Here is a 25,691-nt window from a genome sequence, read left to right as displayed (position 1 = left end):
GGCGTCGATCTCAGGTTCGATTGCGTGTTGTTGTTAGGGTCTCAGTGAATCACGTGCAGTTCGTAGCGGGCGTCCGAACGGTCCTCGGCCGCGTCGCGCGTGCACAGGAACGCATCCCAGCCGAGCCGCGAGCCCGCGCCGAGCACGCTCGCGCCGACCTCGGTGCGCTTCAGCACGAGCTTCACCTCGTATTCGAGCGTGACGCCGGCGAGCAGCGTCAGCATCCGCTCGAGCGCGACGGCCTGCGCGCCGCCGGGCAGGAACGCCTCGTAGTCGCGCTTGGACAGCGGGCCGACGACGATTCGCGCGCGCATGTCGCGCTGCCACACGCGCTCGCCGACGAGCGCCGTCGCGCCGAGCACCGCATTGACTTCGCCGAGCACGCTCAGCTGATCGGGCGGCACGTCGTACCACTTGCCGACGAACTGGTCGATCTTCACCGGCACGCGGAAGTAATCGGACAGCGTGCGCTGCAGGTAGGCGGCCGACATCGGCCGGTGCCGCGCGGCGAGCGCGTAGCCGGCCACGGCCTCGTCGAGCACGCCGCCCGCGCCGGCCGCGAGGCTGTCGCGCACCTCGTCGCTCGGCACGCCCGCGATCGCGAGCAACAGCGGCAGGTAGCGCTCGTCGCGGTCGAGCTCGTAGTGGAACGGCAGCCGGTATTTCTTCCACGCCGCGTAGAACAGCGCGGTCGCGCGGTTCGAGAACACGTCGAAGAACGCGCGCGCCGCATGGTCGCGCCGCAGATGCTCGCGCGCGACGATCTGCTCGGTGTAGTGCAGCGGCAGCGCGCCCTGCCCGCCGAGCAGCCCGAAGAACGCGGGCGTCAGTTCGACGCGGCCGAGCTCGCCGGCGGCCAGCGCGGCGCCGCGCTGCTCGCCCGAACTCAGCGACGCGCCGTCGTCGTCGAACGAGCGCGCGCCTTCGATCTCGCTCGGCGGAAAGCCGAGCGACAGCGTGTTGCGGAATGCGATGCGCTGCGCGACCACGTCGCCCTGCCGCCACGCGCCGGGCGCATCCGACGCCTGCCGCGCAAACAGCCCTTCGAGCACGCGCACCGCCTGGAAGAACTCGAAGCGGTGCGGCTCGTCGAGCAGCGCGTCGACTACGCCAGGATCGATTCGCCGGTTCGGGGCTTGCATCGAATGATCTCCTCGCCGGTGCGCTTCGACACGACGACCAATTGAACGAAACTGTTGAGGTGGACGTACAGCCCGAAGAAGCTGTCGAGCACGCGCACGAAGGACGCGAGGCTCGCGCCGACGAAGTGTTCCTCGTCGATCGTCAGCCGGATCTCGATGCCGCGCACGAAGGTCGCGAACGGCTTGCCGGGCAGCCACTGCACGGCGCCGCGCTGCTCGACGCCGACCAGGCCGTCGATCTGGCGCATCGACACCGCCGTGCGTCGCAGGTCGTACAGCGTCAGCATTTCCTTCAGCGGTGCGAGGCCGTGCGCGACGAGCGATACGTGGTTGAGCGCGAGGTGCGACACGAGCCGCCAGTGCGCGGCGCGGCCGCGCTCGAAGCGCACGCTCTGCGTCGGGCGACGCAGCAGCGAAATGCCGCTCGTCTGCGCGCCGCCTTCCTGGAACAGGTCGCCGCCTTCGAGGCCGAACGCCAGCATGGCAGGCAGGTCGCGGTTCGTGCAGGTGAGATCGAGGCTCAGCGTGTCGGTCTGCGGCGACGTCGGCTCGAAGTCGATGTCGACGATCGAGATCTCGGTTTCGTAGCCGGGGCTCTTCTGCGCGACCCAGTCGTTGCGCCGCGCGAACCAGTAGTGGCCGATCCGCGCCGCTTCGCCGTGATGCAGCGAATAGAACGGCCGAAACTCGATCACCGATTCCTCGTGCGCCTGCTGCCGGACGAGCTTCACCGAGTCGATCGAGTACACCTCGTACGCGAACGCGCGCCGCGCCTCGGCGATCACCGGATACGACACCGCGCGGTGCGTGATGCGGATCGGCTCGCCGTGCTGGCGGAACAGGTTCACGATCGGCGTGCAGAACAGCCGGAAATGGCTCGCCGTCAGCAATTCGAGCAGGCGCGCGATATGCGAATCGCTGCGCACGTCCTGCAGCACCAGATGCAGCGTCGCGCGCTGGCAGCGGCCCGACGCGCGCGCGATCGCCGCGAGGTCGAAGTCGACGAAATCGAACTTGTCGGGGAACGCGAAGTATTCGGTGAGCAGCCGGTATGCGGGATGCGATTTCGCCGGATAGTCGATCAGCGCGTCGTCCTCGGCGAAGCCGGCCTGCGCGATCGGCAGCTTGCGCAGCGCGGTCCAGCGGCCGTTGCGTTCGGGTTCGACGTACGCGCCGAGCACGTTGACGAACAGGCAGTCGGTGAGCGCGGCGACGAACGACTGCTCGCCGTGCAGGTGCGCGCGCAGCGTCGACAGCTTCAGCGCGCCGAGATCGAGCTGCGCGGCGAGCGATTCGAACGTGATCGAGATCACGCCCGTCGCGTTCGACGGCAGCACCGTCGCGCTCGGCGCGAGCGCGACCGGCGTATAGCGTGCTTCCGAGATGCGGATCGGCGCGAGCGTCACGTCGTAGGCGGTACGGAACCGGCATTGCACGCCGCGGATCGGACGGCTCTTCAGCTCGGTGCCGCGCTCGATCACGACCGGTTCGGTCTGCTGGCCGGGCGAAGCCGGCGTGAACTGCGCGATCGAACACGACGGGAACGGCCGCAGGTAGTGCGGATACAGCACTTCCAGCAGCGCTTCGGTGAATTCGGGGTAGTCGTCGTCGAGCTTCTTGTTGATGCGCGCGCCGAGCAGCGCGAACGACTCGATCATCCGCTCGACGTGCGGATCCTCGCAATGCTCGCCGGACAGCGCGAGGCGCGCGGCGATCTTCGGATAGCGTTCGGCGAAATCTCGCGAATAGCGCCGCAAAAACGATAATTCGCGTTCGTAATACGGCAGCAATTCTTCCATCGACGACCCCGAACCTCAATATTTCCTGCCGGACCTGATTCACCACCGGGCGGTCCGGCCCGCTCGGCGGCTTGATTTACTGCATGCGTGCCGCGCGTGCGCGCGTGACCGAATACTGCAGCGTCGACGGTTGCAGCATCGCGTCGAAACTCACCGGCTCCTCGGCCGGGTGCACGACGAGCAGCGCCTGGATCGCGAAGTACAGCGCGTTGGTGGCCTGCTCGTTCAGCTCGAACGTCACCTGCACCTGCTGCAGGCGCGGCTCGTGGCGCGCGATGGCCTGCTGGATCGACTTGCAGATGAATGCGCGGTCGTAGTGGCTCGCGAGGCTCAGCCCCGCGAAATCGTTCAGCCCGTAGGTCAGCACCGATTTCTGGCATTCCGGCAGCGCGGCCAGCTCGTTCTCGGTATGCGCGATACGGGTGTTGAGGATCGCCTCGACGTCGCGGGCGACCGTGTTCTTGAGCTCGTCCAGCGACAATTGCCGCATCGCGGCCGAGGCCGGCAGATGCGGTTCGTCGTCGAACAGCTTGTCGAGAAAACTGGGTTCGAATCGTTTCATCGGCCGGTGTTGACAGCGAAAACGGCAACGGGACGCCGAGCGCCCCGTTGCCGCAACCGACCTTAGACCGCGTAGGTCTTGTCGTTCTTCGTCAGGCTCCAGGCGCCTTGCGTGTTGCCGCCCTGGTTGCCGCCGATCTTCTGCTGGGTTTGCTTCCACTGCACGGCTGCGTACTTCAGCGAGAACGTCTCGAGGGGCAGACCTTCCTCGCGGACGCTCGGGGCGATGCTCGAGATGATCACGTACTTGAGCTTGACTTCCAGATACTGCACGCGCTTGCCTTCACCGTCCGCGCGCGAGAAATGGACCGTCACTTCGTCGAACGTGGTACCGCCCGAAGCGTGCTGGTACAGCAGCGGGCTCGACGAATCGATTTCCTTCGTGAAGATCATGTCGCCGTGCTCGCAACGCGTCATCGTGTGACCGCCAGCGGTCGATGCGGTTGCCGAACGCGGCTGAACGATCGAGTGATCCCACGATTTCAGTTCGATCCAGCCCTGATGGTCCTTGTCCGCGGATTCGCCCTTCACCGCGGGACTACCAAACTGCAAGTGCATATGTAACATGGCCCTTCGACTCCCCAAAGAGGTGGTTTTAACGTCCTACCCAGGCGGCCCGCCCGGGCGATTTACTCGCTTATGAATTTGCCGGTTTGGGCAGATCAGCGACAAGTCGCAGAGAAATCGAGAGTTCGTCGAGCTGAAAGTGCGGGCGCAGGAACGCGACCGAACGATACGAGCCCGGCTTGCCCGGAATCTCCGACACTTGTATGGATGCCTCGCGCAGCGGGAATTGCGCTTTCTGTTCCTGCGAGGCGTTATCGTCGAGCAGGACGTACTGCGAAATCCACCGGTTGAGGAAAGTCTCCACGTTCTGCGCCGATGCGAAGCTGCCGATCTTGTCCCGCATCATCGCCTTCAGGTAGTGCGCGACGCGCGATACCGAGAAGATGTACTGAAGCTGGGCGGACAGGACGGCGTTCGCATTCGCGCTGTCGGTGCTGTACTTTTTCGGCTTCTGCACCGACTGCGCAGCGAAGAACGCGGCGTAATCTGAGTTCTTGCAATGGACGAGCGGGATGAAGCCGAGGTCGCTCAGCTCCTTCTCGCGGCGATCGGTGATCGCGATTTCGGTCGGGCACTTCAGCGCGACTTCACCGTCGTCGGTCTTGAACGTGTGGGTCGGCAGATCCTCGACGAGGCCACCGCCTTCGACGCCGCGGATCGCCGCGCACCAGCCGAAGTCGTCGAACGCGGCCGTCAGGCGTGCCGCGAAGGCCCATGCCGCGTTGCACCACAGGTACTTGTCGTGGTCGGTGCCGTCGACGTCCTCGACGAAGTTGAAGTTCTCCGCGGTCTGGCCGTCCTTCGGATTGAACGGTAGGCGGCCGAGGAAGCGCGGCAGCGTCAGGCCGACGTAGCGGGAATCCTCGGCGTCGCGGAACGATTTCCACTTCGCGTATTCGACGGTGTCGAACACCTTGCCGAGGTCGCGCGGCTTGCCGAGGTCGGAGAACGACTCGAGGCCGAGCAGCTCCGGCGACGCCGACGCGATGAACGGCGCATGCGCGGCCGCCGCGACGTGCGACATCTGCTCGATGAAATACATGTCTTCCGGCTGGCGCGAGATCTCGTAATCGCCAATCAGCGCACCGAACGGCGAGCCGCCGAACGTGCCGAATTCCTCTTCGTAGACCTTCTTGAACAGCGCGCTCTGGTCGAACTCGCTCGCGCCCTTGAAATCGCGCACGAGGTCGCGCTTCGGCGCGTGCAGCGCCTTGATCTTGATCGTCTGGCCCGTGTTGCTTTCCTTGACCAGATAGTCCAGCCCGCGCCACGTGCTTTCGAGGCGCTGGAATTCCGGCGCGTGCATCACCGCGGAAAGCTGCGTGGAAATCAGGCGGTCGAGTTCCGCGACGCGCGCATCGATCGTGGCCGACAGGTTGTCCGACACGATCACCGTGCCGTCGAGCACCTGGTGCACGAGCTCGCCGATCAGGTCCTTCGCACGCGCATGCTCGGAATCGGATTTCGCGACCTTGCTCTTCTCGACGATGTCGTCGAGCAACGAAGTCCCGGCGGCGTATTCCGCGCCGCTCGCTTGGGCCGCAGCCGTTTGCTGGTTCATCTCAACACTCCGTCGTCATTCGCCGTCTTTGTCGCCGCCGGTGCCCTTCGCGAGCTCCTGCAGCTGCTGCGTGTTCTTCAGCACCTCGGACAGCAGATCCTCGAGCTTGTCGTTGCCGGCGAGCTTGTTGCGCAGGTCGGCGAGCTTCGAGCGCGCCTCGAGCAGGCGGCGCAGCGGCTCGACCTGTTCGACGACTTCGTCCGGGCTGAAATCCGACAGCGAGCGGAACTTCAGGTCGACCGCGAACTTGCCGCCTTCCGGGCTCAGGCGGTTTTCCACCTGGAACGCGGCGCGCGGCTCGATCGCCTTCATCACGTCGTCGAAATTGTCGCGGTCGATATTGACGAACTTGCGGTCGCGCAGCTTCGGCTGCTCGATTTCGGACTGGCCCGCCAGATCGCCGACGACCCCGACGACGAACGGCAGTTCCTTCACCTCGATCGCATCGCCCTTCTCGACCTCGTAGGTCAGCTGGACGCGCGGCGGCCGTATTTTCTGCAAGCTTTTCTGAATGCTTTCTTTCTTGGCCATCTCGACGGCTCCCAGGTTAGTTGTGGTTATCGCGTCAGTTGCGGTTTCAGTTGCGCAGTGCGCCGAACGGATCCGCGCTGCCCTTTTGCGCCGCGGGCGGCGTCGGGGCGGCGCTCGCGGCCGCTTCGGCCGTCGGTGCGGCCGCGGCCTTCGCACGATGGACGACGCGGCGCGGCGGGCGCGGTTTCGCGATCTTGGTTTCTGGCGGAAACAGCGCCGATTCGCCGAGCGTGTCGCGCAACTGCTTCGCGAGCGCCTGCGCGTCGGACTTCGCATCGCCCGCGAGCGATGCATCCTGGCGCAGCTCGCCGAGCGACTGCGTCGCGATCCGCAGGCCGGCGACGGCCAGCACGCTCTTCGCCTGACGATCGGTCGCGTCGCGCTGCAGCGCTTCCTGGGCGGCGACGATCGCCTGCCCGTAATGGTTTTGTGCGAACTGGATTTGCGCGATGCGCGACCACGGTTCCTCGCGCGTCGGGTCCGACTTCGCGAGTTGCTGGTACAGGCCGAGCGCCTTGTCCTGGTCCCCCGCCTTCGCGACGGCGTCTGCATCGGCCAGCGACTTGTTGAACACTTCCGCAGTCGGCGGCGCGGGAGGCTGGCTCGCACAACCGGCGATCACGCCGCAAGCCACCACTACCCCAGACAGTTTTGCGAAGAGACGGTCTTTCATCGTTATATCCACCGGCGCGTGAGTTTTAAATCGTTGAGAATCTGGTTCTTTTGCTTTGCAAGAAGCGCGCGGGTATAGTACCGATCAATTTTTCATAATTCAATCGTCGTGTGAAGAGTAATTCCTTTTAAAACCGGGCGCTACCCCCTCGAATGGCCGCTCGCTGCGGGCTCGCAGCGGTTTTTCTTTCGACCGGAATGCGCAAGTTTTACTGGTTGCACGACGCGCCGCCCGGATGGCGGAAAAAATTTCCGGATGCTCGCCTGACGCGGGCGTGCTTAATAGTTGAACGGTGCAATGTCGGGGATACGCAGCGAACGCGGCAATATCCCGGCAGTTTTGACAGGGATAAAGGCGGCACGCCGGAAAAAACGATGAGATCGTCCATGATTCGCTACGCGCTGCCGCTGCTTGCGTGCGCCCTTCTGGCCGGATGCGCGGCCGCTCCGCTGCTCGGCTCGGCCGCGAGCGCCGTGATGTCCGCGGCCGGCATCGGCAAGCCCGAGGTGCCCGACGCGCAGAAGCCGCCGCGCAACATAGGCCTCACGCTGGCCGCCGCACCGAACCTGAATGCCGCGACCGACAACAAGCCGCTCGCGCTCGTCGTGCGCCTCTATGCGCTGAAAGACCCGACCTCGTTCCAGCAAGCGCCGTTCGACGCATTTACCGACCCGGCCAAGGAAAAAACCGCACTCGGCGCCGATCTGCTGAACGTGCGTGAAATCACGCTGATTCCGGGCCAGCGCTATACGGCAACCGAGAAGGTATCGCGCGAAGCGCAGGCATTCGGCATTGTCGCGCTGTTCCGCGATCCCGCACTGCAACGCTGGAAACTGACGTTCGATCCGGTGAAGTCGGAGAAATCCGGCATAATCATCGGCCTGCATAATTGCGCGATGACGGTCACCGACGGCACGGTCATCGCACCGCAACAGGGTGCGCCTTCGCAACCGCTGAATATGCTGTCTTCGGTCTCCTGCGGTTAAACATGACGCACGAATGTCAATTAACAAGAGTTAACACACTTGGCGATTTAATTCGGGCACGACCAAATCGATTACATCGCAAACGCCACATTAACCGGATTTGACATGAGTTATTCGGCCAAGGTGCTGTGGGGGGAAGGGCTGTTCCTCCGGCCTCAACACTTTCAGCGGCAGGACGCGTACCACGAGGCGCGCCTGTTCGAGTCCATCCAGGCGATCCAGCCATACAACTGGGGCGTGCGCTCGGTGCGCATCGACCGCGACGCGCTCGGCAGCAACGTGCTGCGGGTGGCCGAACTCGCGCTCGTGTTCCCGGACGGCGCGCTGTATGCCGCGCCGCAGGCCGACGACCTGCCGCCGCCGATCGCACTGGATACGTTGCCCGACGGCATCAACGAATTCGTGTTCTATCTCGCGCTGCACCCGCTGCGCGAGAACGGCACCAACTACAGCGACGATCCGGCCGCCGGCTTCATGACGCGGTTCGTCAGCGAGCAGACGAGCGTCGCCGACAACTTCACCGACGCCGCCGAAGCCGACATCACGTTCCTGAAGACGCAGGTCAAGCTGATCGCACACAGCGAGCCGCGCGACCAGTTGCTGTCGGTGCCGCTCGTACGCGTGCGCCGCACCGCGACGTCCGGCTTCGAGATCGACGACAGCTTCGTGCCGCCGTGCCTCGCGATCGAAGCGTCGCCGATCCTGCACCAGCGGCTGCGCCAGCTGGTCGACGCGCTGCAGGCGAAGGTGAACGCGCTGTACGGCTTTCACCGCGAGCCGTCGAAGAACATCATCGAGTTCCGCTCGGGGGACATCGCGTCGTTCTGGCTGCTGCACACGGCGAACGCCGCATTCGCGACGCTCGCGCACCTGCACCAGCATGCGGCGCTGCATCCGGAGCGGCTGTTCCAGGAGCTGCTGCGCCTCGCCGGCCAGTTGATGACGTTCTCGAAGGGCTATACGCTCGCCGACCTGCCCGTGTACCGCCACGACGATCCGGGCCCGAGCTTCGCGCGTCTCGACCTGATGCTGCGCGAACTGCTCGACACCGTGATCTCGACGCGCTATTTCGCGATCACGCTCGACGAGGTGCGCCCGTCGTTCCACCTCGGCCGCCTCGATTCCGGCAAGATCGACGACAAGACCGAGTTCTACCTCGCGGTGTCCGCGGACATGCCGAGCGTCGAGCTCGTCGATGCGGTGCCGGCCCGCTTCAAGGTCGGCGCGCCCGACGACGTCGACAAGCTCGTGCTGTCGGCGATGCCCGGCGTGCGGCTGTCGTACACGCCGCAGGTGCCGCCCGCGATTCCGGTGCGCCCCGGCGCGTGCTACTTCGCGCTCGATTCGCGCAGCCCGCTGTACGAGCGCATGCTGCAGGCCCAGTCCGCGATGATCTACGCGCCGACTGGCATCAATGACCTGAAATTCGAACTGATCGCGGTCACATCATGAGCTACGCGCCTTCCCTGTTCGGCGACAACGCGCCGGCACCGCTGCATACCCCGGCGTCGACGGACTCCGCGTTCCAGGCCCGTTCGCTGCTCGATTTGCTGTACGACGGGTTCTTCATGCTGTTCCTGCTCAAGAACGGACGGGAGCCGGACAGCGCCAGCGAGTTCAGCACGCGGATCCAGGAATTCCTGTCGGATTTCGAGCGCGGCGCGAAGAAGCTGAATATCGCCGCCGAGGACGTGTACGGCGCGAAGTTCGCGTTCTGCGCGGCCATCGACGAGATGGTGCTGTCGTCGCAGTTCAAGATCCGCGCGGACTGGGAACGCCGGCCGCTGCAGCTCGTGTTGTTCGGCGAGCAGCTCGCCGGCGAGAAGTTCTTCCAGTATCTCGAGGAAGGTCGTGCGCAGGGTGCGGCACGGCTGCAGTCGCTCGAGGTGTTCCATATGTGCCTGCTGCTCGGGTTCCAGGGCAAGTACCTGCTCGAAGGGCCGGAAAAGCTCGCGTACCTGACCGCGCGGCTGGGCGACGAGATCGCGCACATGAAGGGCAAGCGCGCGCCGTTCGCGCCGCACTGGCCGCTGCCGGACCAGATCGCGCACCGGTTGAAGCGCGAGGTGCCGGTGTGGGCGATCGGGACCGTGTTCGCGCTGGTGGCGCTGCTCGGGTACCTCGGGCTCAACACGTACCTGAAGGACAAGACGCTGCAAGCGCTCTCGCCGTATTCGCAGGTGATCAAGGTCGGGCCGGAGTCGGCCAACCTGACGATCTCGTTGCCGTAAACAGGCGCGCGTTTTTCGAACGCCGCTTCACGAGAAAAGGACCGCCTGGCGGTCCTTTTCTGCTTTTGCGCGCTTCCTCCGGACAACTGAAAAAGATCGATGGTGTGCCAACGCGTCACGCCATCCAGATGTCTTCATAGCCGGCGTCGTCGATGATGAAGCGTGCGCCGGGCGGCAGCCGCAGATAAGGCAGAACCGACGGCAAATAGGTCGACAGGTGCGCCGCATGCAGCGGCTGATAGAAATCGTCGGCGTCCGAGTATTCGCCGCAGTGGAAGAACCAGCTGACGTTGTCGCCTTCGGACAGCGCGATACGCGTGCCATAAACGGGCATCCGTCGGAGCGTCGACATCGCGACGGCAACCATCTCTTCGGGTTCGACGGCCTGCAGGCCGTAGCGTGCGCAAAGCGCTTCCTGTTGCGTGCGCAATGCTGCCGGATCGTCGGCCATGTTCATTTCCTTTCTGCCGTGCAGCGAGTCAGCCAGGTTGCCAGCATAACCGTGGATCGGCGCCGTGCCGGCGGCGCAGCATCAGAACAGGATAAACGCGTCGTTCTCGACGTAGAAGACAAACGCGTCCAGCAATTGTGCGACGCTCGGCTCGTCGACCTGATCGTGTGCGTTGATCACGATGTCCTCGATCGTCGCGCTGTCGAGCGTGGCTTTCCAGCCGGGTTGGGCCGCGATGGCGGGCGCAACGTCGGCTTCCGCGTCATCGGCGTCTTCGAGGAACGCCCCCTCGGTGTCGAGCGTCCACGGCATCGGCGGCAGGTAAAGCCACCCGGAGAAATCGCCGGGACGTTCGAGAATATGGTGGAGCGACGCTGCGGTCGGGGAGTCGGTCGACATGAGTATTGCGGTGGGATCCGGATTGATGATTGCGTTGCATCGGCCGCGAGCCACCCGCGGCAGGCCGTGATTATGCCAATTCCTCGCCCGCCCGCCTCCCGGCGCGCGTCAGATGACGCATCGCGTCACTCGTTCGCGGTGAAATCGATTGCAATCAGGGCCAATTCGACTTCCGGCGCGGCGCGGTTGCGAGTAGTGTCTACGTGCCCGCATTCCGGCCGGCCCCGGGTCCGACCGATACCCGGCGCTCACCCCACGATACTGAACCCTGGAGATCTGCGATGAAACGTTCGAAGTTCCTGCTGTCGGGCCTCCTGCTCGCGTCGGCCCTCGGCTTCACGGCCGTCGCCGCGCACGCGGACGACCTGCTCGATTCCGTGAAGAAAGCCGGCGTGCTGCGCGTCGGCCTCGAAGGCACGTATCCGCCGTTCAACTCCCGCGGCACGTCCGGCCAGCTCGAGGGCTTCGACGTCGACGTCGCGAACGCCGTTGCCGGCAAGCTCGGCGTGAAGACGCAGTTCATCCCGACCGAATGGAGCGGCATCATCGCCGGGCTGCAGGCCGGCAAGTTCGACGTGATCGTCAACCAGGTCACGATCACGCCGCAGCGCAAGGAAGCGCTCGACTTCAGCGAGCCGTACACGTACTCGGCCGCGCAACTGATTCAGCGCAAGGACGACACGCGCAACTTCAAGTCGCTCGACGATTTCAAGGGCAAGAAGCTCGGCGTGACGCTCGGCACCAACTACGACCAGATGGCGCGCACCGTGCCCGGCATCGAGGTGCAGACGTATCCGGGCGCACCGGAGAAGTTGCGCGACCTCGCCGCGGGCCGGATCGAGGCGACGCTCGACGACCGCCTGATGCTGCCGTACATGATCAAGACGTCGAACCTGCCGCTGCGCGCGGGGGCGGTGCTGAACGGCGGCAAGCAGGAAATGGCGATCCCGTTCCGCAAGGGTAATCCGAAGTTCGAGAAGGCGATCAACGACGCACTCGAGTCGCTGCGCAAGGACGGCACGCTGAAGAAGATCTCGACGCACTGGTTCGGCAGCGACGTGACGGTGCCGGTCGCGCAGTAAGCGGTTCGGCGCGTGTTCAATGCGTCACGTTTTCGCTGCGGCGAAGGCGTGACGCGCAGTTGCAGCGTTCTCCTCGCCTTCTTCCCTTCTTCCCCTTTTCCTTTTTCCTTCAGGCCGCCTCGTCGAAGCGGGCGAGCAGCAACTGGCCGATCGGCGTCAGCGCCGGGCGCGCCGCTATCGCATTCATGCGCACCTGCGCGTCGTCGACCAGCCGCTTTTCGACGAGCACGGCAAAGGCAGGGTTCGCGAGGTCGACACTGTCGGGCGCACGCGCAATGCGCAACAGCATCGAGAATTCATGCGGGCTCAGCATGGTTCGTGTCTCCTGACCGTACGCGATGCAGTTTGATCGACGTCGATCGCGTTTTCGAATGGAATGGATGCGAGGCAGCAGCCAATGCGCTGACGGGAGCGAGATCCCGGGTGAGCCTGCGCGACGCGGGCACGGCGTCGGACGCGGTCACGTACACCCCGATCGCGACAATACTGCCGCGACGGGAGCGTGCAACGTTAGCGGTGCAGCGTGACGCGGGTGTGACGAGAAAAGGGGGATGGGGATGGGGATGGGGATGGGGATGGGGATGGGGATGGGGATGGCGATGGCGCCCGCGCCATCGCGGCGCGCGACTCCATGAACGAAAAAAGGGTTACGGAAAACTCCGTAACCCTTTTTCGGATTTGGTGCCGGCTGCAGGACTCGAACCCGCCACCTGATGATTACAAATCAACTGCTCTACCAGATGAGCTAAGCCGGCGTAGCGCGAGATTCTACCTCATTTCACGATCTTGAGGCGAGGTCTGCTGCCGCCTTTCGAGCCGTCGCCGTCGGTTTTCGGCGGTTCGTCGGCCCCTTCGGACGGCTCCTCGTTCGCACCGCTATCGGCGACCGGCGCCAACGGCGAGACGGACTCGTCACGCTGCGCGTCATCGGCTTGCTCATCGTCGAACGCGCCCGAATCCTCACCTTCGCCCGCGACCGCATCGACCTGGAACGCCATGCCCTGCCCGTTCTCGCGCGCATAGATCGCGAGCACGTTGGCCACCGGAATCTCGATCTTGTGCGCCTTCCCGGAGAACCGGGCCGTGAACTCGATCCACTCGTTGCCCATCTGCAACTGGCTCGTCGCCTCGAAGCTGATGTTGAGCACGATCTCGCCGTCACGCACGAACTGACGCGGCACGCGCGTCGAGTTGTCGACCCTCACCGCGATATGCGGCGTGTAACCGTTATCGGTGCACCACTCGTACAACGCGCGCAGCAGATAAGGCTTCGTTGAAATCTCTTGCATCACAATCCTCGAACCCGGAGCGGGCGCGCGGCACGCCGCGCCACCCGCTCCGTCATGCCTTCATTGCAACATTAACGACGCATGACCTTTTCGGACGGCGTCAGTGCTTCGATGTAGGCCGGACGGCTGAAGATCCGTTCGGCGTACTTCATCAGCGGCGCGGCGTTCTTCGACAACTCGATGCCGTAGTGATCCAGGCGCCACAGCAGCGGTGCGATCGCGACGTCGAGCATCGAGAACTCTTCGCCGAGCATGTACTTGTTCTTCACGAAGATCGGCGCGAGTTGCGTCAGGCGATCGCGGATCGCGAGGCGGGCCTTCTCGTGATTCTTCTCCGCCGCCTTGCCCTTCTCGTTCTCGAGCGTGCTGACGTGGACGAACAGTTCCTTCTCGAAGTTGAGCAGGAACAGGCGCGCACGGGCGCGCTGCACCGGGTCGGCCGGCATCAGTTGCGGATGCGGGAAGCGCTCGTCGATGTACTCGTTGATGATGTTCGATTCGTACAGGATCAGGTCGCGCTCGACCAGGATCGGCACCTGACCGTACGGGTTCATCACCGAAATGTCTTCCGGCTTGTTGAACAGGTCGACGTCGCGGATTTCGAAGTCCATGCCCTTCTCGAACAGCACCAGCCGGCAACGCTGGGAGAACGGGCAAGTTGTGCCGGAATACAGAACCATCATATTTGCGTTTCCTCAAAAAAGCCGAGGGCCGGCACGCGGCGCAACCCCTTTCACGGGTTCCGCCTTGCGCCGGCCCCACGCCGGTCAGGCGTGTTTACTTGATATCTTTCCAGTACGCGGCATTCAGCCGCCAGGCCAGGAAAGTCAGGACACCGAGAAAGATCAGCACCCACACGCCGAGGCGCTTGCGGGTCTGCTGGGCCGGCTCGGACATCCATGTCATATAGGCCACCAGGTCGGCGACCGCAGCATCGTAGTCGGGCGACGAGAGCGTGCCCGGCGTGACCTGCTGGAAGCCGACGAGCACGTGGGCCTTCTCGCCCGTCTCCTCGTCCGTCTTGTCTTCGAATTTGGCAACGCGCTGCCCCTGCAGCTGCCACAACACATGGGGCATGCCGACGTTCTCGAACACCGCGTTGTTCCAGCCGGTCGGCCGCGTATCGTCGCGGTAGAAGCTCCGCAGATACGTGTACAGCCAGTCGCGGCCGCGCGCGCGCTCCTCGACCGACAGGTCGGGCGGCGTGGTGCCGAGCCAGTTCTTCGCGTCGTCGGGCCGCATCGCAACGGACATCGTGTTCCCGACCTTGTCGGTCGTGAACAGGAGATTCGTTTCGATCTCCTTCTGGGATATGCCCAGATCCGTCAGACGGTTGTAGCGCATCAGGTTCGCGCTGTGGCAGTTCAGGCAATAGTTTACAAACAATTGCGCGCCGTGCTGAAGCGAAACGAGATTTTCCGTGTTATCGGGCGCCCGGTCGAGCGGAAAATTACCTTCCGCCCGCACGGCCGGCGCCGCCAGCAGCGCACAGGCGGTCGCCCCGATCAGCGCGAGTGTCGAAAGCAGTTTCTTCATGTCGTTCTCTCCTCGCTCACGTTAATGGGGCTTGAAGCGCACCCGCTCCGGCGGCTGCTTGAACGTGCCAAGCGGCGTCCAGACGGGCATGCCGAGGAAGAACGCGAAGTAGATCAACGCGCAGAACTGCGCGATCAGCGTCGCCGCCGGCGAGGGCGGCCGCGTGCCGAGGAACGCGAGGGTCAGGAACGCCGCGACGAAGATCCCGAGGAACACCTTGTGGAACAGCGGCCGGTAGCGGATCGACTTCACCGGGCTGCGGTCGAGCCACGGCAGGAAGAACAGCGAGATCACCGCCGAGCCCATCACGACGACGCCCCAGAACTTCGACTCCGTCAGGTACATGAACACGACGATCGCGGCCGCCAGCACCGGCAGCCCGACCTTCCACTTGCCGCGCGCGCGGATCAGCGCGAGCACGCCGAGCAGCGCGATCACGATCATCAGCACGATCTTGAACGGGTCGGTGGTCGCGCGCAGCATCGCGTAGAACGCGGTGAAGTACCAGACCGGCGCGATCTCGGGCGGCGTCTGCAGCGGGTTCGCCGGGACGAAGTTGTTCGCCTCGAGGAAGTAGCCGCCCATCTCCGGCGAGAAGAACACGATCAGCGCGAACACCATCAGGAACACGCACACGCCGAGGAAATCGTGGACCGAGTAGTACGGGTGGAACGGGATGCCGTCGAGCGGAATGCCGTTCTCGTCCTTTTTCGCCTTGATCTCGATGCCGTCGGGGTTATTCGACCCCACTTCGTGCAGCGCAACCAGGTGGGCGACGACGAGGCCGACCAGCACCAGCGGAATCGCGATCACGTGGAACGCGAAGAAGCGGTTCAGCGTGACGTCGGACACGACGTAGTCGCCGCGAATCCACAGCGACAGGTCCGGGCCGACGAACGGAATCGCCGAGAACAGGTTCACGATCACCTGCGCGCCCCAGAACGACATCTGGCCCCACGGCAGCAGGTAGCCGAAGAACGCTTCGGCCATCAGGCACAGGAAGATCGCGCAGCCGAAGATCCACACGAGCTCGCGCGGCTTGCGGTACGAACCGTACAGCAGCCCGCGGAACATGTGCAGGTAGACGACCACGAAGAACATCGATGCACCGGTCGAGTGCATGTAGCGGATCAGCCAGCCCCACGGCACCTCGCGCATGATGTACTCGACCGACGCGAACGCGAGCATCGAGTCGGGCTTGTAGTTCATCGTCAGGAAGATGCCCGTGACGATCTGGTTGACGAGCACCAGCAGCGCGAGGGAGCCGAAGAAGTACCAGAAGTTGAAGTTCTTCGGCGCGTAATACTCGGATACGTGCTTCTTCCAGGTGGACGTGAGCGGGAAGCGCTGGTCGATCCAGCCGGTGAAACCTGTGGTGGAGACTTCCTTGTTGTCGGCGGCCATCACGCTTCTCCTTTCTCGTCCTTGCCGATCACGAGGGTCGTCGCCGACGTGAACATGTAGGGCGGGATGTCGAGATTCTGAGGCGCCGGCTTGTTCTTGAACACACGGCCGGCGAGGTCGTAGGTCGAACCGTGGCACGGGCACAGGAAACCGCCCGGCCAGTCGTCCGGCAGGTTCGGCTGCGGACCCGGCGTGAAGCGTTGGCTAGGCGTGCAGCCGAGGTGCGTACACACGGCCATCACGACGAGAATGTTCTTGCGATCGGCCCGCGACCGATATTCGTTGGCGCAATACGCGGGCAACGGCATCGAATACGGGGATTTCGTGGCCGGATCGGCCACTTCCTTGTCGGCCTTGACCACGTCGGCCAGCATCGAATCGGTGCGATTCAGGATCCAGACCGGCTTGCCGCGCCACGGCACGGTGACCATTTCGCCGGGCTTCAGGCCGCTGATGTCGACCTCGACCGGCGCACCGGCCGCTTTCGCTTTCGCGGACGGCGCAAGCGACGCCGCGAAAGGTATGACGGTGGCTACGCCTCCTACGCCACCTGCTACGGATGTCGCAATCAGCCAGGTACGGCGGCCGCTGTCGACGCGTTTCTCTTCCTTGTCTCGCATCACACGCCCCACTTCTGAGTTGGATTTTCCGTCACGACTTTCCATTCCGCCGCTAGTTTGCTCGAATGGAGTCGCCATTTACAAGGCCCGGAGATGAAAATCCCTTCGAAGTGATTGATAGTTAAGGGTTATCCCCCACTATCGGAGCGATTAAATCATTTCACTTTTAAGCGGATGCTACATTGTGAAATTTCGATGCACTGCCGCAAATCCGGCGCTCAGACCGGATTATGAATATCGATAAAAAGGTGTTCGAGATCGAATTCTTCGGACAAGTGGCGCCCAAGCGCCTGGATCCCGTAGCGCTCGGTCGCATGGTGCCCCGCCGCAACGAACGCGACGCCGCTCTCCGCCGCCGCGTGGGTGGTCGACTCGGACACCTCGCCGGTCAGGAACACGTCCGCGCCGGCGTCGATCGCCGCGTCGAAATAGCTCTGCGCGGCGCCCGTGCACCACGCGATGCGGCGCAACTGCGTGTCCGGATCGCCGAGCACGAGCGGCGTGCGGCCCAGCGTGTTCTCGACCTTCGCGACGAAGTGCTCGAGCGTGACGGGCATCGGCAGCGTCGCCATCCAGCCGAGATCGCCTTCGCCGAACCGCTGCTCGCCGATCAGGCCGAGCTTTTCGCCAAGCTGCGCGTTGTTGCCGAATTCGGGATGCGCGTCGAGCGGCAGGTGGAACGCGAACAGGTTCAGGTCGTTCGCGAGCAGCAGCTTCAGGCGCTGATACTTGCGGCCGGTGATCTGCGGCGCCTCGTTGCGCCAGAAATAGCCGTGATGGACGAGCACGGCATCCGCACCCCATTCGAGCGCGGCTTCGAGGAAGGCGACCGACGCCGTCACGCCGGTGGCGATCTTCTCGATCTTGCGGCGCCCCTCGACCTGCAGGCCGTTCGGGCAATAGTCCTTGAAGCGCGCGGTTTCAAGGGTATTGTTCAAGTACAATTCAAGTTCGATCCGATCCATATAAACCTCTAATCCATTCAGATGCTTAGACGCTTCTGGCTGTTCTTCGCGCAGGCGGTGACCGTACTGCTCGCGCTGATGTTCATCGTCGTGACGCTCAAGCCGCAATGGCTGCAACGGCAAGGACAGCTCGGCAAGCAGCTTGCCACGCCGATCGTCGCGCTGCGGGAAGTCGCGCCGGGCATCGGCGGCGCACCGGCGACCACGTCGTATGCCGAAGCCGCGCAGAAGGCGATGCCGGCCGTCGTCAACGTGTTCTCCAGCAAGGACGGCTCGCTGCCGCCCGACCCGCGCGCGAAGGATCCGCTGTTCCGTTACTTCTTCGGCGACCGCAACGCCCGCAAGCAGCAGGACGAGCCGGCCGCCAACCTCGGCTCGGGCGTTATCGTGAGCCCGGAAGGTTACATTCTAACGAACCAGCACGTCGTGGACGGCGCCGACCAGATCGAAGTCGCGCTCGCCGACGGCCGCACGGCCACCGCGAAGGTGATCGGCAGCGATCCCGAAACCGATCTCGCCGTGCTCAAGATCAACATGACGAACCTGCCGACGATCACGCTCGGCCGCTCCGACCAGTCGCGCGTCGGCGACGTCGTGCTCGCGATCGGCAACCCGTTCGGCGTCGGCCAGACGGTCACGATGGGGATCATCAGCGCGCTCGGCCGCAACCACCTCGGCATCAACACGTTCGAGAACTTCATCCAGACCGACGCGCCGATCAACCCCGGCAACTCCGGCGGCGCGCTGGTCGACGTGAACGGCAACCTGCTCGGCATCAACACGGCGATCTACTCGCGCTCCGGCGGCTCGCTCGGCATCGGTTTCGCGATTCCGGTCTCGACCGCGCGCACGGTGCTCGAAAGCATCATCACGACGGGCTCGGTCACGCGCGGCTGGATCGGCGTCGAGCCGCAGGACGTCACGCCGGAGATCGCCGAGTCGTTCGGGCTCCAGCAGAAATCGGGCGCGATCGTCGCGGGCGTGCTGCAGGGCGGCCCGGCCGACAAGGCCGGCATCAAGCCGGGCGACATCCTGGTGAGCGTCAACGGCGAGGACATCACCGACACCACGAAGCTGCTGAACGTCGTCGCGCAGATCAAGCCGGGCACGCCGACCAAGGTGCACGTCGTACGCAAGGGCAAGCAGTTCGACGTGAACGTCGTGATCGGCAAGCGCCCGCCGCCGCCGAAGCAGACGCTCGACGAGCAGGACAGCGATAGCGAATGAGGCTGGGCAGGCGGCGCGCCGCCTGCCGGTTGCGACGCGTCGTGATGCGCCGCGGAAATGGAAAAGGGCAGCCGGCTGGCTGCCCTTTTGCTTTGCTTCAAAACGATGTCGGGTGCCGCGAAGGCGGCGTGGGCACGCGCTGGCCGGAGCCAACCGCAGCAGGTACCGGCCCCTCCAGCTTGACCGGAAAGCCGCCCGGCGCCGCGCCGTCAACCCGCGGCTTCGCCGTTCCCCGCCTCGCCCTCTTCGGCCGGCTTCTTCGGCACGAAGAACCGTGCGGCCAGCAGCCCGATCTCGAACAGCACGACGAGCGGCAGCGCCAGCATCAGTTGCGAAAACACGTCCGGCGGCGTGACGACCGCCGCGACCACGAATGCGCCGACGATCACGTACGGCCGCATCTCCTTCAGCTTCTTCAGGGACAGCACGCCCATCCGGACGAGCAGCACGACGACGATCGGCACCTCGAACGTGACCCCGAACGCGATGAACATCCCGAGCACGAAGCTCAGGTAGTTGTCGATGTCGGTCGTCATCTCGGCCCCGAGCGGCGCGTTGTAGTGCGCCATCACGCGGAAGATCGTCGGGAACACGAGGAAGTACGCGAACGCCATCCCGCACAGGAACAGGAAGTAGCTGCTGCCGACGAGCGGCGCGACGAGCTTCTTCTCGTGCTGGTACAGCCCCGGCGCGACGAACGCCCAGATCTGGTACAGCACGATCGGCAGCGCGATCACGAGCGCGACGAGCATCGTGACCTTCATCGGCACGAAGAACGAGCCGGTGACGTCGGTGACGATCATCTTGCCGTCTTTCGGCAGGTTGTCCATCAGCGGCCGCGCGAGCAGCTTGAAGATGTCCGGCGCCCAGTAGACGAGCCCGAGGAACACGACGATCACGGCCAACCCCGCGCGAATGATGCGATCGCGAAGCTCGACGAGATGGGAAATGAAGGTTTCTTCCGGGGCGTCGCCCGGGTTCTGCTGGGGGTCGCTCACACCGGCCCTCGGTAGGATTGACGAGCGAGCATGCGCTCGACTCAGAAGAAGCGCGTCGGCCGGCGCAGGCTGGCCGGCTGATGACGCGCGACACGCGCGGCGCCCGACTGCACGTGCGTGCGACGGGTCGTCGCGCGCTTGTACCAGACGGGCGCCGCCGCCTGCTTGATGCGCCAGTTGCGGCGCTTCGGCGCAAGCGCGGCCGAACTGCCGCGCCACGACGGCGCCGCGGGCGTATCGGAACCAGCGGAGCCGACGGACCCGGCGTCGCCGGCAGCCCCGTCAAGACCGCCGACCGCGGAATGCCACGTGTCGTTCAGTGCCTTCTCGTGCTCGCGCAAGTTGTCGTGAATCGTCGTCTCGACATTGCGCGCGGCCGATTCGAAATCGGTCTTCATCGTCCGCAGCGCGTCGAGTTCGATTTCGCGCGAGACCTCGGCCTTCACGTCGTTGATGTACCGCTGCGCGCGGCCGAACAGCGCGCCTGCCGTGCGCGCGACGCGCGGCAGGCGCTCGGGGCCGAGCACCACGAGCGCGACGACGCCGATCAGCGCCATCTTCGAAAGACCGAGATCCAGCATCGCGAATGCCTGTCAGCGTGCCGGCGTTACGCCTTGTTCGAATCGGAACGCGTCGTTTCCTTCGCGTTGACGTCGACCGCACCCGAACGCGGCAGTTGCTGCGCATCCGCCGGCGTTTCGCCTTCCTTCATGCCGTCCTTGAAACCCTTCACGGCGCTGCCGAGGTCGTTGCCGATGTTGCGCAGCTTCTTCGTACCGAAAACCAGCGCGACGATCAGCAGCACGATCAGCCAGTGCCAAATGCTCAATCCACCCATGATGAAACCTCTCCTCAACCACGCCGCGTCGCGGCGCAAATCGCCGGCGGCACGCCGGCTTCGACTATCGATGCGGGGAAACGCCCCGCTGCGTCAACCCATTCGCTGCCACGGGCGCGGGCCGGCCAGGATATGCGCGTGCAGGTGGTAGACCTCCTGCCCGCCGCCCGGGCCCGTGTTGATCACCGTACGGAAACCGGTTTCGCCGCCCGTATACGCGACGCCGAGCTGGTCGGCCAGACGCGCGACGAGCAGCATCAGCCGGCCGAGCATCGGCGCATCGGCGTCGCTCGCCGCCGACAGCGTCGGCAGGTGCTGGCGCGGAATCACGAGCACGTGCGTGTCGGCCGCCGGGCGGATGTCGCGGAACGCGACGAATTCGTCGTCCTCGTGCACCTTCGTGCTCGGGATCTCGCCTGCCGCGATCTTGCAGAACAGGCAATTCGGATCGTGACTCATGTTGCTCCTGCAGACGCCCGCGCGCGGCCGGTCAGAACCATGCCTGCGGATCGAGCGCCTTGTTGTCGTTCAGGTACAGCCAACCCTTGATGATACGGTACAGCGTCCAAATCCATGTGACAAACATGATCACGAATCCCACCCCCACGAACAGCAGCGCGATGCCGATCACGTATGCGATCAGCGCGCGCCAGAACGTGCGGATCTGCCACTCGAAGTGATCGGCGTACGGCGTGCCGGCCACGTCGCCGCGCTTCACGTAGTTGATGATGATCGCGATGATGCCCGTGACGCCACCCGTCAGCCAGTGAATCGCATAGAGGCCGTACAGCACGTGGGTCAGCGTGCGCAGCCCGTTCAGGCGTTCGGCATCCGCGGCTCCCGGCACCGCCGGCGTCGGAAACTGGTTCGACGTATCGTTCATGATGCTACCCCCGTTAGATGACAATTCTTACAGCTTACCGCACTGTTGCCACCGCGGCGGGGCGTGCCCGTCACCCGCCGTTTTCCTCGCGCTCGCGACGCTTGCGCAGCGCCTTTTCCTCGATGCCCGACAAGCCTTCGCGACGCTCGAGTTCGGCGATCACGTCGGCCGGGCTCAGGTCGAAATGCGACAGCATCACGAGGCAGTGGAACCACAGGTCGGCCACCTCGCCGACGAGCGCGGTCGGCGCGCCGCCCTGGCGCACGTCCTTCGCGGCCAGCACGACTTCCGTCGCCTCTTCGCCGATCTTCTTCAGCACCGCGTCGTCGCCCTTGTGGAACAGGCGCGACACGTACGATTGGTCGGGGTCGCCGCCCTTGCGGCTATCGATCACGGCCGCGAGGCGCAGCAGCGTGTCTTCGGTCGATTGCGTCATTTGTAGATGTGTTCGGGGTCTTTCAGCACCGGTTCGACCGCGACCCAGTCGCCGCTTTCCACGTTGCCTTCGAATTTCTGGAAGAAGCACGAATGCCGGCCGGTGTGGCATGCGATGCCCGACACCTGCTCGACCTTCAGCAGCACGACGTCCTCGTCGCAGTCGAGCCGCACTTCGTGCACGTGCTGCACGTGGCCCGACTCCTCGCCCTTGAACCACAGGCGCTTGCGCGAACGCGAATAGTAGACCGCGCGCTGCGTCTCGACCGTCTTCGCGAGCGCCTCGCGATTCATCCACGCGAACATCAGCACGTCGTTGGTCGACGCTTCCTGCGCGATCACCGGCACGAGGCCGTTGTCGTCCCAGCGGACCTTGTCGAGCCACGCGGGCAGGGATTTCGTTTCCGTATTCATCACAGCCTCACCGCGATGCCCTGGTCGGACATGAAGCGCTTCGCCTCGCCAACCGTGTGCTCGCCGTAGTGGAAGATGCTGGCGGCCAGCACCGCGTCGGCGCGGCCGTCCTTGATGCCGTCGGCCAGGTGCTGCAGCGAACCGACGCCGCCCGACGCGATCACCGGCACCGGCACCGCATCCGACACGCCGCGCGTGAGCGCGAGGTCGAAGCCCGACTTCGTGCCGTCGCGGTCCATGCTCGTGAGCAGGATCTCGCCGGCGCCGAGTTCGGCCATCTTGCGCGCCCATTCGATCGCGTCGAGGCCCGTGTTCTTGCGGCCGCCGTGCGTGAACACTTCCCAGCGCGGCGCCTCGCCGTCGGCCGACACGCGCTTCGCGTCGATCGCGACGACGATGCACTGCGAGCCGTACTTGTCGGCCGCGTCGCGCACGAGCTGCGGGTTCGCGACCGCCGACGAGTTCATACTGACCTTGTCCGCGCCCGCGTTCAGCAGGCGCCGCACGTCCTCGACAGCGCGCACGCCGCCGCCGACGGTCAGCGGAATGAACACCTGCGACGCGACGGCTTCGATGATCGGCAGGATCAGGTCGCGCTGGTCGGACGTCGCGGTGATGTCGAGGAAGGTCAGTTCGTCGGCACCCTGGTCGTCGTAGCGGCGGGCGATTTCGACGGGGTCGCCGGCATCGCGCAGCTCGACGAAATTGACGCCCTTGACGACACGCCCGGCGGTCACGTCCAGGCAGGGGATGATGCGTTTAGCTAGAGCCATGATGTTGCGCCAAATGCCGCGCTGGGACGGCCGGTTGCGGAAGCCTCGCGCGAGGCTTCCGGTCGGGGCCGCCTGCGGGCAGCCCCGGCGAACGGGACAACCGCGGTTACGCGTTGTCGAGTTCGCCGTTCAGTTCGTCCGCGCGCTTTTGCGCGGCCGCGAAATCGAGATCGCCGGAGTAGATCGCACGGCCGCAGATCACGCCTTCGACGCCGTGCTCTTCCACTTCGCACAGGCTCTCGATGTCCGTGAGGTTCGACAGGCCACCGCTGGCGATCACCGGGATGCCGACCGCCTGCGCGAGCTTCACGGTCGCGTCGATGTTGATGCCCTGCAGCATCCCGTCGCGGCCGATGTCCGTGTAGACGATCGATTCGACGCCGTAATCCTCGAACTTCTTCGCGAGATCGATCACCTCGTGACCGGTCAGCTTGCTCCAGCCGTCGGTCGCGACCTTGCCGTCCTTCGCGTCCAGCCCGACGATGATGCTGCCGGAGAACGCGGTGCACGCGTCCTGCAGGAAGCCCGGGTTCTTCACGGCCGCCGTGCCGATGATCACGTAGGACAGGCCGGCGTCGAGATACTTCTCGATCGTCTCGAGGCTGCGGATGCCGCCGCCGAGCTGGACGGGAATTTCGTCGCCGACTTCGTCGAGGATCGCTTCGATCGCCTCGAGATTCTTCGGCTTGCCGGCGAATGCGCCGTTCAGGTCGACGAGATGGAGCCGCCGGGCGCCGAGATCGACCCACTTGCGGGCCATCGCCGCCGGGTCCTCGGAAAAAATCGTGGCCTGGTCCATATCGCCCTGTTTGAGGCGCACACACTGACCGTCTTTGAGGTCGATGGCCGGAATCAGCAACATAGCAATCGGGTGTCGTCGTGGAAAAAGAAAAGAATCCGGCGCGTACCGGCCAAACCGGTGCCGCGCCGTCTCGCTAGTTTAGTACAACTCTTTCGGCGCTTAGGCGGGCAAGCCCCGTGCGACAGGCCTTTCGGCCAGGGCGACTGTGGCTCGCGCACCACGTTTACGGTTTCCAGTGTACGAAGTTGCGATACAGACGCAACCCGACCTCCGCGCTTTTCTCCGGGTGGAATTGGGTCGCGAAGAGGTTGTCCCGCGCGACCGCGGACGTAAACGGCGCGCCGTAGGCCGTTTCGCCGACCGTGTGCGCCGGGTTGTCCGGCGTCACGTAATAGCTGTGCACGAAGTAGAAATACGCGTCGTCGGGCACGCCGTCCCACAGCGGGTGCGGCTGCGCCTGGCGCACGCGGTTCCAGCCCATCTGCGGCACCTTGAAGCGCGAGCCGTCGTCCTGCACGCGGCCGTCGAGCTCGAAACGCACGACCTTGCCGGGCAGGAGGCCGAGGCCCTTCGTGTCGCCTTCCGCGCTCCAGTCGAACAGCATCTGCTCGCCGACGCATACGCCGAGCAGCGGCTTCGTGCGCGACGCCTCGATCACGGCCTCCTGCAGGCCCGATTCGCCGAGGCAGCGCATGCAGTCCGGCATCGCACCCTGGCCGGGCAGCACGACGCGGTCGGCCGCGCGAATCGCGGCCGGCGTGTCGACGATCGCCACGTCGGCGGCCGGTTCGGCCTTCTTGAGCGCCTGCGCGACCGAGCGCAGGTTGCCCATCCCATAATCCACAATCGCAATCGAAGTTTTCATCTCAGTGCAGGCAGTAGCGCCCTCAGTCCATTGACGATGAATTCCACCGCCAGCGCCGACAGCATCAGACCCATCAGCCGCGTGGCGATGTTGATGCCGGTGCGGCCGATCCAGTTCGCGATCGGCTCGGCGAGCCGCATCGCGACGAAACACAGAAAAGCCAGGACCGCGCCGATCGCGACCAGTCCGGCCCGCTCATACCAGTGATGCGCGTTCGCCGCATAGATGATCACCGTGCTGATCGAGCCGGGGCCCGTGAGCAGCGGAATCGCCAGCGGCACGACCGCGATGTTGTCCTTCAGCTCGGCTTCGTGACGCTCCTCCGGCGTCGATCGGGTGTTGCCGATCTGCGCGTTCAGCATGTTGATCGCCATCAGCAGCATGATGATCCCGCCGCCCACTTCGAGCGATCCGACCGAAATGCCGAAGAAGTTGATGATCTGCTGCCCGAGCAGCGCGGTCACCGTCATCACGCAGAACACCGACACCGATGCGATCCGGATCGTGCGCCGCCGCTCGTGGTCCGTCTGCTGCGCCGTCAGGCTCAGGAAGAACGGCACCGCGCCCACCGGATTGATCAGCGCGAGCAGCGAAATGAACGATTTGAGCAGATCCATCGCAAGCCGGCGCCGCGCGCCGAAGCCGTGAGGTTGTCCCGA

General features: G+C 64.7%; 32 protein-coding genes and 1 tRNA gene. 5 read left to right on the top strand and 28 right to left on the bottom strand.

The features are described 5' to 3' along the window. Window positions 1–41 precede the first annotated feature (41 nt). The 7 genes from tssG to MMB92_RS15030 form a co-directional block, all read right to left on the bottom strand. Window positions 42–1,142, bottom strand: a complete 1,101-nt coding sequence (gene tssG / locus MMB92_RS15060; protein ID WP_058901209.1) for a type VI secretion system baseplate subunit TssG — start codon at window positions 1,140–1,142, stop codon at window positions 42–44. Further along, a complete protein-coding gene (gene tssF, locus MMB92_RS15055) occupies window positions 1,106–2,941 on the bottom strand; it encodes a type VI secretion system baseplate subunit TssF (protein ID WP_048986026.1) in 1,836 nt (611 codons plus the stop codon). The genes tssG and tssF overlap by 37 nt, the downstream gene beginning before the upstream one ends. 76 nt (window positions 2,942–3,017) lie before the next feature. Then, a complete protein-coding gene (gene tssE / locus MMB92_RS15050; RefSeq protein ID WP_006477092.1) occupies window positions 3,018–3,503 on the bottom strand; it encodes a type VI secretion system baseplate subunit TssE in 486 nt (161 codons plus the stop codon). Window positions 3,504–3,565: 62 nt separating this feature from the next. After that, window positions 3,566–4,069 (bottom strand): type VI secretion system tube protein Hcp, encoded by a 504-nt coding sequence (locus tag MMB92_RS15045; RefSeq protein WP_006477093.1) that lies wholly within the window; start codon window positions 4,067–4,069, stop codon window positions 3,566–3,568. Window positions 4,070–4,139: 70 nt separating this feature from the next. Continuing rightward, on the bottom strand, window positions 4,140–5,630 hold the full coding sequence (tssC, locus tag MMB92_RS15040; RefSeq protein WP_006484397.1) for a type VI secretion system contractile sheath large subunit: 1,491 nt from the start codon (window positions 5,628–5,630) through the stop codon (window positions 4,140–4,142). Window positions 5,631–5,645: 15 nt separating this feature from the next. Then, the gene (tssB, locus tag MMB92_RS15035; RefSeq protein ID WP_006484395.1) at window positions 5,646–6,161 is read right to left on the bottom strand and encodes a type VI secretion system contractile sheath small subunit; all 516 of its coding nucleotides are present in this window, start codon (window positions 6,159–6,161) and stop codon (window positions 5,646–5,648) included. Window positions 6,162–6,207: 46 nt separating this feature from the next. Further along, the gene (locus MMB92_RS15030; RefSeq protein WP_060263510.1) at window positions 6,208–6,834 is read right to left on the bottom strand and encodes a tetratricopeptide repeat protein; all 627 of its coding nucleotides are present in this window, start codon (window positions 6,832–6,834) and stop codon (window positions 6,208–6,210) included. 386 nt (window positions 6,835–7,220) lie between these two features. Between MMB92_RS15030 and tssJ the strand changes: the two genes are divergently transcribed. The 3 genes from tssJ to icmH all read left to right on the top strand — a co-directional run bounded on the left by tssJ (window position 7,221) and on the right by icmH (window position 10,051). Next, window positions 7,221–7,820 carry a type VI secretion system lipoprotein TssJ gene (tssJ, locus tag MMB92_RS15025; RefSeq protein ID WP_006485335.1) on the top strand — a complete coding sequence of 200 codons (600 nt, stop codon included), beginning with the start codon at window positions 7,221–7,223 and terminating at the stop codon, window positions 7,818–7,820. Window positions 7,821–7,925: 105 nt separating this feature from the next. Next, window positions 7,926–9,272, top strand: coding sequence for a type VI secretion system baseplate subunit TssK (gene tssK, locus MMB92_RS15020; RefSeq protein ID WP_006477098.1), 1,347 nt, complete (start codon window positions 7,926–7,928; stop codon window positions 9,270–9,272). Then, window positions 9,269–10,051, top strand: coding sequence for a type IVB secretion system protein IcmH/DotU (gene icmH, locus MMB92_RS15015; RefSeq protein ID WP_006494424.1), 783 nt, complete (start codon window positions 9,269–9,271; stop codon window positions 10,049–10,051). The genes tssK and icmH overlap by 4 nt, the downstream gene beginning before the upstream one ends. Window positions 10,052–10,166: 115 nt before the next feature. Here the strand turns inward: icmH and MMB92_RS15010 are convergent, their stop codons facing one another. Then, window positions 10,167–10,502, bottom strand: a complete 336-nt coding sequence (locus MMB92_RS15010; protein WP_060214786.1) for a hypothetical protein — start codon at window positions 10,500–10,502, stop codon at window positions 10,167–10,169. Between the two features lie 81 nt (window positions 10,503–10,583). After that, window positions 10,584–10,901 carry a hypothetical protein gene (locus MMB92_RS15005; RefSeq protein ID WP_006485338.1) on the bottom strand — a complete coding sequence of 106 codons (318 nt, stop codon included), beginning with the start codon at window positions 10,899–10,901 and terminating at the stop codon, window positions 10,584–10,586. A 281-nt stretch (window positions 10,902–11,182) separates the two neighbouring features. Between MMB92_RS15005 and MMB92_RS15000 the strand changes: the two genes are divergently transcribed. Further along, complete coding sequence (locus MMB92_RS15000; protein ID WP_011546588.1) at window positions 11,183–11,983, top strand: transporter substrate-binding domain-containing protein; 801 nt, start codon at window positions 11,183–11,185, stop codon at window positions 11,981–11,983. Window positions 11,984–12,092: 109 nt separating this feature from the next. Here the strand turns inward: MMB92_RS15000 and MMB92_RS14995 are convergent, their stop codons facing one another. From MMB92_RS14995 to MMB92_RS14960, 8 genes are all read right to left on the bottom strand, one after another. Further along, window positions 12,093–12,296 (bottom strand): hypothetical protein, encoded by a 204-nt coding sequence (locus tag MMB92_RS14995; RefSeq protein WP_006485326.1) that lies wholly within the window; start codon window positions 12,294–12,296, stop codon window positions 12,093–12,095. Window positions 12,297–12,662: 366 nt separating this feature from the next. After that, window positions 12,663–12,738: transfer RNA gene (locus MMB92_RS14990), tRNA-Thr, on the bottom strand. A gap of 18 nt (window positions 12,739–12,756) precedes the next feature. Then, window positions 12,757–13,272, bottom strand: coding sequence for a ClpXP protease specificity-enhancing factor (locus MMB92_RS14985; protein ID WP_059723936.1), 516 nt, complete (start codon window positions 13,270–13,272; stop codon window positions 12,757–12,759). A 71-nt stretch (window positions 13,273–13,343) separates the two neighbouring features. Beyond that, window positions 13,344–13,955, bottom strand: a complete 612-nt coding sequence (locus tag MMB92_RS14980) for a glutathione S-transferase N-terminal domain-containing protein (protein ID WP_006400565.1) — start codon at window positions 13,953–13,955, stop codon at window positions 13,344–13,346. 94 nt (window positions 13,956–14,049) lie between these two features. Next, window positions 14,050–14,808 (bottom strand): cytochrome c1, encoded by a 759-nt coding sequence (locus MMB92_RS14975; RefSeq protein WP_006477108.1) that lies wholly within the window; start codon window positions 14,806–14,808, stop codon window positions 14,050–14,052. 21 nt (window positions 14,809–14,829) lie between these two features. Next, window positions 14,830–16,212, bottom strand: a complete 1,383-nt coding sequence (locus MMB92_RS14970; protein WP_006485333.1) for a cytochrome bc complex cytochrome b subunit — start codon at window positions 16,210–16,212, stop codon at window positions 14,830–14,832. Further along, window positions 16,212–16,832, bottom strand: coding sequence for a ubiquinol-cytochrome c reductase iron-sulfur subunit (petA, locus tag MMB92_RS14965; protein WP_006491868.1), 621 nt, complete (start codon window positions 16,830–16,832; stop codon window positions 16,212–16,214). Before petA ends, MMB92_RS14970 begins: the two co-directional genes overlap by 1 nt. Before the next feature lie 218 nt (window positions 16,833–17,050). Beyond that, entirely contained in the window at window positions 17,051–17,797 is a 747-nt protein-coding gene (locus MMB92_RS14960) for a Nif3-like dinuclear metal center hexameric protein (protein WP_006485336.1), read from the bottom strand. 21 nt (window positions 17,798–17,818) lie between these two features. On the opposite strand from MMB92_RS14960, the gene MMB92_RS14955 reads away from it, so the two are divergent. Further along, the gene (locus MMB92_RS14955) at window positions 17,819–19,024 is read left to right on the top strand and encodes a Do family serine endopeptidase (protein ID WP_006494427.1); all 1,206 of its coding nucleotides are present in this window, start codon (window positions 17,819–17,821) and stop codon (window positions 19,022–19,024) included. Window positions 19,025–19,233: 209 nt separating this feature from the next. On the opposite strand, the gene tatC is transcribed toward MMB92_RS14955, so the two are convergent. The 11 genes from tatC to MMB92_RS14900 all read right to left on the bottom strand — a co-directional run bounded on the left by tatC (window position 19,234) and on the right by MMB92_RS14900 (window position 25,649). Beyond that, complete coding sequence (gene tatC / locus MMB92_RS14950) at window positions 19,234–20,022, bottom strand: twin-arginine translocase subunit TatC (protein WP_006485341.1); 789 nt, start codon at window positions 20,020–20,022, stop codon at window positions 19,234–19,236. Window positions 20,023–20,063: 41 nt separating this feature from the next. After that, window positions 20,064–20,603: a Sec-independent protein translocase protein TatB gene (gene tatB / locus MMB92_RS14945; RefSeq protein ID WP_058902245.1), complete on the bottom strand. Its 540-nt coding sequence runs from the start codon at window positions 20,601–20,603 to the stop codon at window positions 20,064–20,066. Window positions 20,604–20,629: 26 nt separating this feature from the next. Further along, window positions 20,630–20,860 carry a Sec-independent protein translocase subunit TatA gene (gene tatA / locus MMB92_RS14940; RefSeq protein WP_006477115.1) on the bottom strand — a complete coding sequence of 77 codons (231 nt, stop codon included), beginning with the start codon at window positions 20,858–20,860 and terminating at the stop codon, window positions 20,630–20,632. 93 nt (window positions 20,861–20,953) lie between these two features. Continuing rightward, window positions 20,954–21,319 carry a histidine triad nucleotide-binding protein gene (locus MMB92_RS14935; protein WP_006485352.1) on the bottom strand — a complete coding sequence of 122 codons (366 nt, stop codon included), beginning with the start codon at window positions 21,317–21,319 and terminating at the stop codon, window positions 20,954–20,956. 31 nt (window positions 21,320–21,350) lie between these two features. Then, window positions 21,351–21,743 carry a membrane protein gene (locus tag MMB92_RS14930; RefSeq protein WP_006485332.1) on the bottom strand — a complete coding sequence of 131 codons (393 nt, stop codon included), beginning with the start codon at window positions 21,741–21,743 and terminating at the stop codon, window positions 21,351–21,353. Window positions 21,744–21,813: 70 nt separating this feature from the next. After that, a complete protein-coding gene (locus tag MMB92_RS14925) occupies window positions 21,814–22,179 on the bottom strand; it encodes a phosphoribosyl-ATP diphosphatase (RefSeq protein ID WP_006485344.1) in 366 nt (121 codons plus the stop codon). Then, window positions 22,176–22,592 (bottom strand): phosphoribosyl-AMP cyclohydrolase, encoded by a 417-nt coding sequence (hisI, locus tag MMB92_RS14920; protein ID WP_058902244.1) that lies wholly within the window; start codon window positions 22,590–22,592, stop codon window positions 22,176–22,178. Before hisI ends, MMB92_RS14925 begins: the two co-directional genes overlap by 4 nt. Continuing rightward, window positions 22,592–23,365, bottom strand: coding sequence for an imidazole glycerol phosphate synthase subunit HisF (gene hisF, locus MMB92_RS14915; protein ID WP_006485327.1), 774 nt, complete (start codon window positions 23,363–23,365; stop codon window positions 22,592–22,594). The genes hisI and hisF overlap by 1 nt, the downstream gene beginning before the upstream one ends. A 106-nt stretch (window positions 23,366–23,471) precedes the next feature. Beyond that, window positions 23,472–24,227, bottom strand: coding sequence for a 1-(5-phosphoribosyl)-5-[(5-phosphoribosylamino)methylideneamino]imidazole-4-carboxamide isomerase (hisA, locus tag MMB92_RS14910; protein WP_006477123.1), 756 nt, complete (start codon window positions 24,225–24,227; stop codon window positions 23,472–23,474). A gap of 163 nt (window positions 24,228–24,390) precedes the next feature. Then, window positions 24,391–25,032, bottom strand: coding sequence for an imidazole glycerol phosphate synthase subunit HisH (gene hisH / locus MMB92_RS14905; RefSeq protein ID WP_012492306.1), 642 nt, complete (start codon window positions 25,030–25,032; stop codon window positions 24,391–24,393). Beyond that, window positions 25,029–25,649 carry a YchE family NAAT transporter gene (locus MMB92_RS14900; protein ID WP_062884153.1) on the bottom strand — a complete coding sequence of 207 codons (621 nt, stop codon included), beginning with the start codon at window positions 25,647–25,649 and terminating at the stop codon, window positions 25,029–25,031. The genes hisH and MMB92_RS14900 overlap by 4 nt, the downstream gene beginning before the upstream one ends. Window positions 25,650–25,691 lie beyond the last annotated feature (42 nt).

Origin of the sequence: Burkholderia sp. IO2, assembly GCF_029522185.1 — a bacterium.
Classification (GTDB): Bacteria; Pseudomonadota; Gammaproteobacteria; order Burkholderiales; family Burkholderiaceae; genus Burkholderia; species Burkholderia cenocepacia.
The sequence above is the reverse complement of the archived record's forward strand: the minus strand, read 5'-3'. Positions and strand labels throughout refer to the sequence as shown.